A 13,187-nucleotide genomic window follows, 5' to 3' on the forward strand; every position below is an offset into this window, starting at 1 on the left:
ATTATGAAAATGATATGGAAAATAGCGAAAAAGGAATTGCAGTTGTTATTCTTTTCGCCTGTCGCATGGTTTTTGTTGGTTGTATTCACGATTCAAGCGGGGATGGTTTTCGTGGGGAATTACCACAATTACATGAAAAGTAACGAGTTCGGGAGCGGAGTCCAATTTATGGTTTCTTTTTCTTTGTTCGTGAGAGCCTTGTGGGGGCAGGTTTCCGCTTACCTATACTTTTACATCCCGTTGTTGACGATGGGGTTAGTCAGTAAGGAATTAAGTAGCGGATCAATCAAATTGCTGTACTCTTCTCCCGTGTCGAACACGCAGATTATCTTGGGAAAGTTTTTTTCGATGGTGGGATTCGCGTTTGTGATGTGCTTGATGTTAAGCGTTTACGTGATCGTGGCATGGTGTACCGTGCAGGACTTCGAGTGGGCGGTGGTTTTGACCGGTTTGCTCGGACTTTTTTTGTTGACGTGTACCTATGCCGCCGTGGGAATTTTTGTATCCAGTCTGACTTCTTATCAGTTTGTTGCGGCTGTCGGGACGTTTATCGTGTTGATGTTCTTGAGTTTGATCGGGGGATGGTGGCAAGAATATGATTTTGTTCGGGATGTCACCTACTGGTTGTGTATCAACGGACGGGTAAACACGTTTATAATGGGTATGATATGTAGTGAAGATGTATTGTATTTCCCTTTGGTAACAGCTTTGTTTCTGGCATTGACAATCATTCGTTTAAATGCCGTGCGGCAAAAGATAAAGTTTTCGGTAACTATGGGGAAAAATATTGTTGTCATACTGATAGCATGCTTGTTGGGATATTTCTCTTCCCGTCCGAAATTAATGGCTTATTATGATACTTCTTCAACCAAATGGAATACGTTGACGGAGGAGAGCCTGCGTATTGTCGAACAATTGGATGGGGATCTGTTTATCACGGCTTATGTCAACGTGCTGGACCCAAATTATTATAGTTACGCTTTTCCCCGTTTTATCCAACGGAACCGGAGGATTTTTGAACGTTATGAACGGTTTAAACCGGAGACAAAATTGAAAGTTATTTATTATTACGATACGATTACGGAGGCTGACGGGGGATGTCGTTTATTCAAGGAGAACAAGGGAAAGAGTATGTGGGAATTGGCTAAAAAAGTTTGTGAAGATACAGGTATGGATAGTACTCGTTTGAAGACTCCCGAGGAGATAAGAAAAATGCTGGATCTGACTGGTGAACGAACTTTTGTTTGGCAGATTGTTCGGGAGAACGGGCAAAAGACTTGGTTGCGTACGTTTGATGATCCGATGGATATATTCCCTCATGAATCGGAAATTAGTGCCGCTTTGAAACGGGTGGCTTCCCCGTTACCCAAGATCGGATTCGTGACAGGATACGGAATGCGTTCTATTTATGATTCTTCTCTGCGGGGGTATGATCGGTATTTTACGGTAAAATATGCCCGCTTGGGAATGATAAATCAAGGATTCGATGTGGAGGAAGTGGATTTGCATCAGGAGATCCCCGCGGATATCAATGTATTGACCATAGCTGACATGCGGGAACCTTTTTCGGAAAAGGAATTGGGGGCATTGAAAAATTACGTGGATCGAGGTGGAAATTTATTTATTTTGGCAGAGCCCAGACGTCGCGAGGTGATGAATTTGTTTTTGAAGGATTTGTTTGGTGTCGAATTGACCGAAGGTGTGTTGGTACAACATCGGAAACCGGAACAACGTCCGGAAGAGTTGTTTTGTTTAATGACCGGGGAAGCGGCAACGTTAAGTTATCATTACGGTTCTTTGTCTTACGCGCTGATGCCGACAACGACCGGTATTGAGATGGTTGAACCGAAAGGATTTGTAATGACACCGATATTGAAAACGGACACGCTGGCGAACGAATTGAAAAAGAGAGAAAACCGATCATATCGAGTGTGGAATGAATTGGAGTCATTAAATTATGAAGATGAACCGTTGAAGTACAACCCGGCGGCGGGCGAGGTGGCTAAGGAATACTATACGGCAGTCGCTTTGTCCCGTAAACTGGGAGAACGGGAACAACGGGTGGTTATTATGGGAGATTCCGATTGTATCAGTAACGGAGACAGTCAACGTTGTGGTGGTGTGACTTTGTTACATGGGACGTATCATTATCTTTCTCATAATGAGATGCCGGTAGATACCAGAAGATCAATGACGACCGATACGGTTGTTCATATTAATAAAACGAGTTTTAAAGTATTGAGGACAGGTCTGATGATTCTTTATCCTTTATTTTTCTTGGGGATGGGGCTTTTCTTTTGGATCAGAAGGAGGGGAAGATAGTTTATGGATTCATCGTATAAAAAATGAGTGTTTATGAGAGTGATATTTTTATTTATAATATGTTTTGTATCATTGGTCTGTCGCGGACAGGAGGAATTTACCATTTCCGGTACGCTGAAAGGTTTTACCGATGGAAATATTTTTATTTTGAAACCCAACGGGAACGAGTGGGACACTCTGGCGGTTGCGAGAATGGAAAAAGGAAGTTTTGAGTTACGAGGGAAAGAGAGTGGCATAGCCATGGCAGATTTGGTGATCGCCGGACAAGGGGAACAGAAGTTTATGCTTGAAAAGGGGCAGTTTATTGTTCGTGGAGAGAAAGGGAATATAAGTATCGAAGGTGGGGAGGCTCAGAAATTGTATAACTGTTTTCAAGCAATTTCTTCGGCAATGACTCGGAAGGAAGATTTGCTGACTAAAAAATATTATGCCGCGAAAGAAAATAAAGATGAGAGGGTTATGAAACAGCTTCTGGATGATCTCGAGCAATTGCTCTTGGAGTGGCATATGAAGGAAAATGATTTGATTAAGGCAAATCCGGATGCTTACGTGTCGGCTTTTGTGATCTATACAGCGATGAATACGATGCATTTTGAGAATTTTATGCTTGTGTCATTGAAAAAACATTTGAATTACGAGTTGTTGCGGGAGAAATTTATGCTGTTGGGAGAACAAGGGAAAAAAACGGAATATGGAAGAATTGTTGCGGATTATATCGCGGAACAGGAGCGGGTTGTGATAGGTGCGTTAGCCCCGGATTTTGAGATTACGACGCCGGACGGGGAGAGTATATCTCTTTATGCTTTGGACGGGAAAGTCAAGTTAATTGATTTTTGGGCTTCATGGTGTGGTCCTTGCAGGCAGGAGAATCCTAATGTCGTGAAAATTTATAATAAATTTCGAGGTAAGGGATTAGAAATTCTGGGAATATCCTTGGATTCCGATAAAAAAGAGTGGACGGATGCAATTCGAAAGGATGGGTTGAGATGGAAACATGGGGCTGAGCTGAAAGGTTGGAAATCGTCAGTCGTGCAATTATATAAAGTGAGAAGTGTACCTTGTACGATCTTGTTGGATGAAAATAATCGGATTGTAGCCAAGAATTTACGAGGCAAAGAATTGGAAAAGAAAATAGAAGAGTTATTGAAAAACGAGTGACAAGCATTCGTGCTTGTGTAAGATAAACTTCAAAGATTTATTTATGAGAATGTTAGATGATGTTTATTCACGTTTGAAAAGCGTGAAAAGAGGGGGTGTCGTGTTTTTAGCGTGCACGTGTATCCTTGTTTCGAGTACGTTGGACGGGATGTCACAACGAAAGACATGGTCTTTGCGTGCATGTATCGAGCACGCCAGAGAGCATAATCTCCAAGTAGAGTATGCCCGGGTATCATTGGAAAATACTTTGGTCGAATCTTCCCGGGCGAAAGCTCAACGTCTGCCGTCGCTTGATTTTTCTTCAACTCAAGGTTGGGGACACCAGAAAAAGGCGGGTACAAACGGGACGTTGAAATCGTCAAGTGCCTACACTGGTAGTTACTCGCTGAACGGGAATATGACATTCTACCAAGGGGGGAAACTCTCCCGTTCCATCCGGCAGCAAGAGCTGTTGGAAAAAGCGGTGACACAAGATGTGCTTGTCGCCCAAAATGATATCGAGCTATCGGTGACGAAGGCGTACCTGCAAATCCTGTACGCGAACGAGACTTTAAAAACGGACAAGCAGACGCTGGAAAGCTCCGGTGAGCAACTGGCACGGTCGCAAGCCTTGCTTGATGCGGGTTCTATCAGCGCGAGCGATTTCGCGCAAATGGAAGCGCAGTATAGTAGTGACCGGTATCGGGTAGTACAAGCCGAGAACGATCTGGCTTTTTTCAAGTTGCAATTAAAGCAACTTTTAGAACTGGAACCGGAAGAGGAATTTGACGTCGTGTTCCCGGAACTGGAGGAGGAAAACGTGCTTGTCTTGATTCCCGGTCTTCAAGATGTTTACCGGGAAGCGTTACGGTTGATGCCGGAGGTGAAAAGCAGCCAGTTGAACGTAGAGTCGGCAATCGTGGGTGAAAAGATAGCCCGGGGGGATTACTTGCCGAGTGTCTCTCTCTCGGCTTCCGTTTCCACCGGGCACGATTCCAAGGGTAGCGGTTCCTATTTCTCTCAAATAGACGATCGTTTGGTTGAGAACATCGGGATTAATATCAGTATCCCGATCACGAACCGGAAGAAAGCCCGTTTGAATGTTTCAAAAGCAAGACTTCAAACCGAACAGTCACGTTTAGACGAGCAGAATACCCGTAAAAATTTGTTGCAAACGGTGGAATCATTACATCAGGATGTTGTTGCCGCCCAAAGCCGGTACATGGCAGCCAACCAACGGGTAAAATCGGCTTACACGAGTTACCGGCAGGTACAGGAGGAATTTGATGCGGGGATGAAGAACCCGGTTGATTTGCTGGTGGAGAAGAACAATTACCTGTCCGCGTTGCAGGAACAGATACAAGCGAAATACCAAGCGGTTCTCGCTTTCAAGTTGTTGAATTTTTACAGGAATGAACCGATTGATATATAATAAAATAATTGAAAATGAAAAAGATAGTTGTAACAATAGTGATTGCCGTGGGGATTATTTTGTTGTTTTTCTCCTTTCGGCCGAGAGAGAAAGAAACGGTGAATTACGAGGTGTTCGAGGTTAAAAAAGGGGATATTCGTAATACTGTTACTGCCACCGGTACGATAGAGCCGATCACGCAGGTAGAAGTCGGGACACAGGTTTCCGGCACGATAGCCCGTATTCTCGCGGATTATAATTCGGAAGTGAAAAAGGGACAGCTTATCGCTGAACTGGATAAAACCGTGCTGGAATCGGAATACGAGTCACAGTTGGCAACCCATTATTCCAACCAGAACGAGTATGACTACCAGAAGAAAAATCACGAGCGTCTGGCGGGATTGCACGCCAAGAATCTGGTTAGCGATTCGGATTTTGAAACCTCTGAATACCAGTACGAGAAAGCCCGCCGGGCTTTGGAGAAATCTCGTTCTGATTTATTGAAAGCGAAGACGAACCTGAATTATTGCATGATATACTCGCCGATAGACGGGGTGGTTATTTCCCGAGCGGTGGACGAGGGGCAGACGGTGGCGGCGATGTTCAACACGCCGAAGTTATTCGTGATAGCGAATGATTTGCGAAAGATGCGGGTTATTGCCGACGTTGACGAGGCTGATATCGGTCAGGTGAAAGAGGGGCAGAAAGTGATCTTCACCGTGGACGCCTTCCCGGACGAACATTTCGAGGGTTCCGTGACGCAGGTGCGTTTGGAACCGATCGTGACGTCGAACGTGGTTACTTACGAGGTGGTGATTGACGCGCCGAATCCGGATTTGAAGTTGAAACCGGGTTTGACGGCGAGTATCACGGTGTTAACGCACGAGAAAGCGGATGTTTTGATGATTCCCTTGCGTGCCTTGCGCTTCCAGCCGGAAGAAGAAACGGTGGAAATAGTGGTACAAGCCGGAACGGCAGGGAGAAAATCTGTTTGGATACAGACGGCCGAGGGATTAAAAAGTAAAAACGTGCTTACCGGGATTTCGGATGGAATTTACACGGAAGTCACGGAGGGTTTGCAAACGGGTGAGAAGGTGATTACCGGGATACATTTATCCGCTAAAGCAACTGAATCCATAAAGTCGAAGCCGGGTGGAAATCCCTTGATGCCTAACATGACCGGACAGCGGCCACATTAGTCGTATCTAATTGTATCATAGTTATATGAATCTACAAGTGAAAGATATAATCAAAATAGAAAATCTTTGTCGGGATTTCGAGGTGGGCTCGGAAACTGTACACGCCTTGAGAGAGGTATCTTTCTCGATTCGGGCGGGAGAATTCGTGACAATCATGGGAACAAGCGGCTCGGGCAAATCCACGTTGTTGAATATGCTGGGTTGTCTGGATATTCCCACGTCCGGCGAGTATTACTTGGACGGGAAGCCCGTGCGGGAAATGGGGAAAAATGACAGGGCTTCTTACAGGAACTTGAAAATAGGATTTATTTTTCAATCCTACAACCTGTTACCCAAGACTACGGCACTGGAAAACGTGGAATTACCCTTGTTGTATAACCCGTCCATTTCCAAACGGGTAAGAAAGGAAAAAGCGTTGAACGCCTTGAAAGCGGTAGGCCTGGAGAACCGGGTGAATCATCGCTCCAACCAGATGTCCGGGGGACAGCAACAACGGGTGGCAATCGCCCGTGCCATGGTGAACGATCCTGTTATTTTGCTTGCCGATGAGGCGACGGGTAACTTGGATACCCGCACCTCGTACGAGATTCTGGCTTTATTCCAGCACCTGCACGCCGAGGGGAGAACGATTATCTTCGTGACGCATAACCCTGAAATAGCGGAGTTCAGTAGTCGCAACATATTACTCCGTGACGGTCGGGTTGTCGAGGACAAGAAAAACTCGAGAATCGGTTCCGCCCGGCAAGTGTTGGAGGCGTTACCCAAAGAAATTGATTAATTCACGATTTATGAATTACGATTTACGATTAATAAAAGCGTTGGTTAGGGAGGATGATAATCATAAATCTGAAATCATAAATCATAAATCTAAAATGAATAGATGAATTACGGGAATTTAATAATTATAGCCCTTCGGGCTTTGAGTAATAATAAATTACGTGGGTTCTTGACGATGTTGGGTATCATTATCGGGGTGAGCTCGGTAATTTCGATGCTTGCCATCGGTGAAGGCTCGAAGTATAGTATAGAGAAACAAATAGAAGAACTGGGGGCTAACATGGTGGTTATCAACCCGACGAATGCCATGGTGGGAGGAATCCGCCAGAACGGCGTGATCGTTCAGACTTTAAAGTTGGAAGATTACCGGGCAATCGTTTCGGAAGTTCCTTATTTGGAAAACTGTTCTCCTTACGTGACGAAATCCGGGCAAGCCATTTACGGGGCGAGTAACACGCCGACCTCGATTTACGGGATCAACGAGGATTACATGGATATTCGCCGCTTGACGGTCAACCGGGGGGAAATGTTTAGTGATCAGGACATGAAGAATGCCGCCAAAGTGTGCGTGGTGGGGCAGACGATCGTGGATAACCTGTTCAAGAACGGGGAAGAGCCTCTCGGGCAGATTATCCGCTTTGATAAAGTGCCTTTTCGTATTGTTGGTGTTTTGGCTCCTAAAGGTTATAATTCCATGGGGCGGGATCAGGATGATATCATCGTGGCTCCTTTCACGACAATACAGAAAAGATTGTTGGCAATCCCTTACATGCACGGTATTTACGTTTCCGTGATTGACGAGCGATACACGAACAAGATGATACAGGAAATCACGGGAGTATTGCGACAGACGCATCGTATTCCCGTGGGGCAGGAGGATGATTTCACCGTTCGTTCGCTGGAAGAGATGAGTAAGGTACTGACGATGGCGACCAAGGTTTTAACTATTCTTTTGGCTTGTATCGGGGGAATCTCCTTGCTTGTCGGTGGCATCGGAATCATGAATATCATGTATGTTTCGGTCACGGAACGTACTCGTGAAATCGGTTTACGAATGTCTATCGGTGCCAAGGGGCGGCATATCTTGTTCCAGTTCTTGATAGAGTCAATTATTATCAGTGTTTCGGGTGGAATTATCGGCGTGGGGTTGGGGATCGGTGTATCATTGGTATTGCGTTCCCTGTTGGGATGGCCGGTATCCGTGTTATTGTACTCAGTGGTGATTTCGTTTATCGTTTGTACGTTCACGGGTGTTTTCTTCGGTTGGTATCCCGCCCGCAAGGCATCCCGGTTGAACCCGATAGATGCTATTCGTTACGAGTGATTCATGTTATAAATTTAAAGTGATGGAAAATATACCTTTTTTAGGAACCGCTATCGCGAGCATGACGCTGGCACTCGTGTTTTACTCGATTGGTACATGGGCGGAACGAGTGCAAAACGAGTTACGATTGTGGCATATTGTCTTTTTCCTGTTGGGATTGACTGCCGATACGTTCGGTACGACAATAATGTCCGATATCGCCGGAGAGGCGGGGAATGAAAATATCCTGCATAGTGTAACCGGATTATTTGCTTTAATTTTGATGGCAATCCATGCGGGATGGGCAATCTTGACTTACTGGAAAGGAAGCCAAAAAGCTAAACAGAATTTCAGTAGATTTAGTGTTCTTGTTTGGGCGTTTTGGCTGATCCCTTACGTGTTAGGGATTGTGCTGGGTATGAAGCATTAATAGGGAGAATGTTACTTATCCCGAGCATAATCGCAGTATACTGGGAGCTTATATGCTAATATCCCGGTTGGTTTTAGGGATATTTTTGATGAAAATTCCAGTATAAGTTTACTTAGGTTTCCGGTAAACTTTTTTTTAGGCACGGTGAGTATGCGATAAGAGTCCGTTGAGATAAGGGAGTAATAAGGGAACAAAGACGTTTCACCTTCGATACAAAGACGTTTCAAAGACGTTCACGAGCGGCTTTGCACCGGCTTTGAAGCGGTTTTGTACCGGTTTTAATCCCTTTCTTTAACAGTATTACTTCGGATTTTCTCTAGAAAAAGTTTACTACTGTAAACCAAAGTAAACCGATGGTAGAAAATGATAATCGTATAACATTGAAAATACAACTAATTGACTGAATAGCTAAGTGTCAAAAGAGACTGCCCATTTTTGGACAGCCTCGTGGTTGGTTGCATTTATTTGTCGGGGAAGGTGGGTCTGAATTTGATCACCTTGCGTGATTCCAGTTGTTCCCGTTCTTTGGTATAAAGATTATATGTAACGCGAGGGGGGAGTTCATACGAGAAGAACGCCCCGAATCCCATTAACGTTATTCGTTGTCCTGTTTGCAGAGCTTCGGTGATGCAATCTATCGTGGCTTGCACCGCTTTCAGTGCCTCGCCCTTCGAGAGCCCGGTTCGGTCTGCTACTAATAATGAAAGTTCTCGTTTATTCATATCTTGTTTTTCTATATCGAATTATTTTGAAGATTTATCTCTTACGCATCGTACTCCCCCTGTTTCGTTGGAATTATTAATCAGGAATAGCATTTCTGCCGCAGACGTAACAGAGAAACCATGCCGATAGCCCCCTGTCGGGTTCATGGAAAAGCGGGTTCTTGACATGTGATTACTCCATTCCCAACCGCCATCATTTTTTACACGTGACAGCATAAGAGCTAGTTCTCGTTGATTTGGTACACGCCAACCGGGTGGACAAGGTGACTTGCCGGAGTTGACGGCATCACGGATTTCAATCCAATTGGCACTCTTGCTTAGTAACAAGTGTGAGCCCGGGTTTACTTCAAAATTCCACCATGGTAAGTTGTCTGCCTGCCGTTCGTGGTGTTCGGGCAGTTCTTCTTCCTGCGAGTAAGCACGGATGGATTTTTCGTCTAGGTACTCGAGGGAGAGTACATGGGTGGTGGCGTCGTATGTGGCAAAATCTTGGGGTATTGTTGTGGCATCATCCGGAGCAATACCGAGATTACGTACACAGCGGTAATTAAATGTTTTACTTTTGTTATAGGAAGTTACTGTATTCATCTCACCGATAGAGGAGCCTTCGGAAGACCATAGTACGGTGGGGTTGTCCCAGTATTCATAACGGGGGAACCAGTCTGAACCTATATTTACACTGTAACGTCCCGGTACGGTGCTGCTGACATACCAGTCTTCAATCCACGTGGAGCCTTTGAAAAGGCGGGCGTCGGCGTCAAATGAATTTTCTCCGATCCAAAGGTCTGTCAATTGATCGATGGCAGCTAAGTACCAGCGTACTTCATCGGCATCAATTTCCCCGTCTCCGTCTAGATCCCGATTTCGTTGCATGCAATTGTAGCGGGCGTAATTGTATGCTGTTTTCATTTCATTGGTTGTCGGTTCAATATAAGTATCCCAACGGGGATTTGTACTTGTATTCCATAATTTTGTAGTATTGGAACGACCGTTTCGAGAATCATTATAGGTGGGTGTGGGTTTCTCTGAATTGGCGGTTTTTTCCTTCCAGAACGGGCATTTATCTGTTTCCTGTACACATTCTGTTCCCCATGCCGTTTGCAACCCTTCGCCTGCCGAGATGTTATACATCGTTTGAATGGATTTTTGCCGGAACGAAGTAACGGCGACGTGCCTCACGCTTTCCCCGTCCGGGCTGTATCTCGTGTTGGAGAGGATATTCATGATTCGTTCCGGTTGATTGACAAATTTTTTCCATAAAGTTGTGCTGTTGTCTCCTGTTTCCGGGTTTTGTGTGTAATAATTTTCCTCGATAAAAGCCGTGAATGTAATTTTAAACCCTCCGTCGAAAAGAGTTCCCTTGTTACTGTTATTGTTTGCAATATATATTTCTTTGTTTCTTTTTAGAATCCGTACAAGTTGAGCCACGTTTATAAGTTTGGCGTTTGTTATTTGACAATCCAAAGCCTCGATTTCCTCGTCTGTATAGCTTTTCGCATCTCCGGGGTATTTTTGGAATTTGGTATCATAACCGGAACCATTTTTGGTGTTAAGTAAAAACTTGATCCATTTGTAGTCTTGAGGATTTTGCTCCGGCATCCCTTCGCTGAAAGCGGTTTTTACATACCACGTTAAACTCGGGTCTATTTGTGCTTGAGTGAAAGTAATGCATCTCGTTTCATAATGGGCATCTAAGTTAATGATATTGTCGGCAATAGTAATCTCGCCTTCTGCACCGGGTTGGTTCTCTTTTCCATCGTTAACTTCAACAATGATACTTTCGGCACTGTTGATGGTAACCGTGTACGTGTAATGTACATTGCGGTTGGTGTTAAAATCCTCGGCGCCATTCACGAACCCCAAGTGTATCGTGTACACGACATTCGCGGAAACTTCTTGTATTTCACCATATTTGTACGTGATGTTTCCTTTTAGTATCACATACGTGGAGTTGGGGTCAGCGTATTCGTATGCCCCGTTGGTTACGGTTTGTCCGGGTTTGCCGTCCGTCACGGGGTTCTTGAGTTGTTTTTCCCGGTAATTATATTGTTCCTCCGGGGTCAGAGGGGTGCCGTCCTCTGTCATTGTTGGAATGGATTTGATGGGTGATTTGCGATTTTCTGCCACGTAAAAAGAAAAGGTCTTCCCAAAATTGTCACCTTCACCCTCGTAGTTTGCCCACGATGTTTCGAAATAGTCCGTGTCAGCGCCTTCTGGATCGGATGCATTGGGTAGTAAATAGACCTTTTTGGAGGCTTTGACAACTTTCCATTCCGTGGGAGTGAAGGTGATTCCTTTTTTGGTTTGGATGTTGAACGTGATTTTGGCATCGACGCGTTTCAGAATGATATTGCCGCTTATTTCGCCCCCGACGGGGATGTCCACTTTTTTAGGATTCCCGGATGCATCTTCGTGGGTGCCACTCATGAGAAAGGCTGTTCCCCGGGCAATCGTTTCTTGTTGCAAAGAGGCTGTTAGTGCTTGTAATTCCTCCAGATTACTTATCTCGTCCAACACGGCGGGGGTGATATCTCTCATGGCGTTAGTTGAAACGTTAGCGATATTCGCGATTGCCCAAATCGTTTTCCCGCTTCCGGATACGGTTTCGATAGTAACTTTGCCGCTCGTGAGTGTGTTGTTGATGTCATCCTTTTCCATTTTATCCTGTAAGTTCCCGTATTCGAAAAATTGGCTTTTAGACAGAGAACCATCGGCATTAAAAATGAAAACGTACAGGTTGTTCACCTTGTGTTCATCTTTGACGGGCGAGGTTGCTCTGGATAGTTGTGACGAGTTAGCTACCCCGAAGTTTAAATTTACTTTGGTAGGTTGCCCCTCGATGACTTGTGCGTTTTTTTCCAATATATCGTCTGAACAACCGGTTAGGAAAAGAATACCGGCATACGCTAGATATATTAAATGGTAGATGGTTTTCATGGTTATATATTTTATTTAATCAAACGGGGGAATCGTTACAGGGGTGTTTGTCCAATCGTCAACAATGTATGAAAGTCCTACATTGCTAGGGGTAATCGTCATTTTTATATTTACCTGCGTGTTGCGGGTTATTGATGTCAGGTTTAACGGAAGCGGTTCGTAGGTGTATCCGTCGACAACGATGGCCACCGTGTATGCATCGGTATCCGTGCCGGTATTCTCGTAAATATATACCGTTTTCATGAATGAGGTTCCGGCTTGAACGACTTGATTTATATTATTCATGTTTAATGGATGATAATTCAGATCTGCCGGTCGTGATTCTTGGGGGAATAAAAATGTTTTATCCGGTACGAACGTCCCCAGTTTGATTTGTTCGAGCGTGATGTCTTTGTCGCTCTTGTTCGTGAACATGAAATTTAACTTGACAACGGAACGGATGATGGAGAAATTTAATTCTTGCCCGTTAGTCCGTATCGATTGATTCAAGAATTGTTGTGCGATGGGGAATGGTGGCTCAATGATTCCGTTTGCGGTTGTCATGACGTGTCGAGTCAGTAGGTCGAACGATGGTGTTTGCCCGACATTGTAGGGTGTCCAATCCGTAATCCCTGATTTATCGGCATTGGCGATGATATAGAAATCCGCATTTCCCACGGGTACATCGAATATTGTGAACGTGCGGGAGGAGAGTGAGGCATTGTAGCTTAGTTCGGGATAATATTCATTTTTTACGACCGTGCCGTTTTGAGCGATGATTACACGGATGGATTGAATACCTTCACCCGAATCGGTGTCGTAAGTTTCGCTAACGGAACGCGTGTTGAATGTCAACACCACGGAAACCTTTTCTTCTTCTTGTGCCTTGTCTTTGATGCAGGATGTCAGCAAAAGAATAAACGCGAATATGATGAAGTTGAATCTGTTTTTCATAACAAGTTCTTCTATA

Annotated in this window: 10 protein-coding genes; 7 read left to right on the forward strand and 3 right to left on the reverse strand. The window is 44.7% G+C overall.

Annotation, left to right across the window (positions count from 1 at the left end; translation table 11 throughout):
- The first annotated feature begins 3 nt into the window (after window positions 1-3).
- The 7 genes from ACK8P8_RS08835 (at window position 4) to ACK8P8_RS08865 (ending at window position 8,579) form a co-directional block, all read left to right on the forward strand.
- The gene (locus tag ACK8P8_RS08835) at window positions 4-2,322 is read left to right on the forward strand and encodes a Gldg family protein (protein WP_227216707.1); all 2,319 of its coding nucleotides are present in this window, start codon (window positions 4-6) and stop codon (window positions 2,320-2,322) included.
- A 33-nt stretch (window positions 2,323-2,355) separates the two neighbouring features.
- Complete coding sequence (locus tag ACK8P8_RS08840) at window positions 2,356-3,480, forward strand: redoxin domain-containing protein (RefSeq protein ID WP_410025775.1); 1,125 nt, start codon at window positions 2,356-2,358, stop codon at window positions 3,478-3,480.
- A 43-nt stretch (window positions 3,481-3,523) separates the two neighbouring features.
- Window positions 3,524-4,891 (forward strand): TolC family protein, encoded by a 1,368-nt coding sequence (locus tag ACK8P8_RS08845; RefSeq protein ID WP_410025777.1) that lies wholly within the window; start codon window positions 3,524-3,526, stop codon window positions 4,889-4,891.
- 14 nt (window positions 4,892-4,905) lie between these two features.
- Window positions 4,906-6,069 (forward strand): efflux RND transporter periplasmic adaptor subunit, encoded by a 1,164-nt coding sequence (locus ACK8P8_RS08850; RefSeq protein WP_410025778.1) that lies wholly within the window; start codon window positions 4,906-4,908, stop codon window positions 6,067-6,069.
- A gap of 37 nt (window positions 6,070-6,106) precedes the next feature.
- On the forward strand, window positions 6,107-6,847 hold the full coding sequence (locus ACK8P8_RS08855; protein ID WP_410025780.1) for an ABC transporter ATP-binding protein: 741 nt from the start codon (window positions 6,107-6,109) through the stop codon (window positions 6,845-6,847).
- Between the two features lie 102 nt (window positions 6,848-6,949).
- Window positions 6,950-8,170, forward strand: a complete 1,221-nt coding sequence (locus ACK8P8_RS08860; protein ID WP_099294126.1) for an ABC transporter permease — start codon at window positions 6,950-6,952, stop codon at window positions 8,168-8,170.
- A 22-nt stretch (window positions 8,171-8,192) separates the two neighbouring features.
- Window positions 8,193-8,579, forward strand: coding sequence for an HsmA family protein (locus ACK8P8_RS08865; RefSeq protein ID WP_410025782.1), 387 nt, complete (start codon window positions 8,193-8,195; stop codon window positions 8,577-8,579).
- Window positions 8,580-9,040: 461 nt separating this feature from the next.
- Here the strand turns inward: ACK8P8_RS08865 and ACK8P8_RS08870 are convergent, their stop codons facing one another.
- Genes ACK8P8_RS08870 through ACK8P8_RS08880 form a run of 3 tightly spaced genes read right to left on the reverse strand, consistent with a single transcriptional unit; the run spans window position 9,041 to window position 13,171 of the window.
- A complete protein-coding gene (locus tag ACK8P8_RS08870) occupies window positions 9,041-9,301 on the reverse strand; it encodes an HU family DNA-binding protein (RefSeq protein WP_099294122.1) in 261 nt (86 codons plus the stop codon).
- Window positions 9,302-9,322: 21 nt separating this feature from the next.
- Window positions 9,323-12,238, reverse strand: a complete 2,916-nt coding sequence (locus tag ACK8P8_RS08875) for a fimbrial protein (RefSeq protein WP_410025783.1) — start codon at window positions 12,236-12,238, stop codon at window positions 9,323-9,325.
- 15 nt (window positions 12,239-12,253) lie between these two features.
- The gene (locus ACK8P8_RS08880) at window positions 12,254-13,171 is read right to left on the reverse strand and encodes a hypothetical protein (protein WP_410025784.1); all 918 of its coding nucleotides are present in this window, start codon (window positions 13,169-13,171) and stop codon (window positions 12,254-12,256) included.
- Window positions 13,172-13,187 lie beyond the last annotated feature (16 nt).

The sequence above is a fragment of the Butyricimonas muris genome, assembly GCF_046365375.1.
GTDB lineage: Bacteria > Bacteroidota > Bacteroidia > Bacteroidales > Marinifilaceae > Butyricimonas > Butyricimonas muris.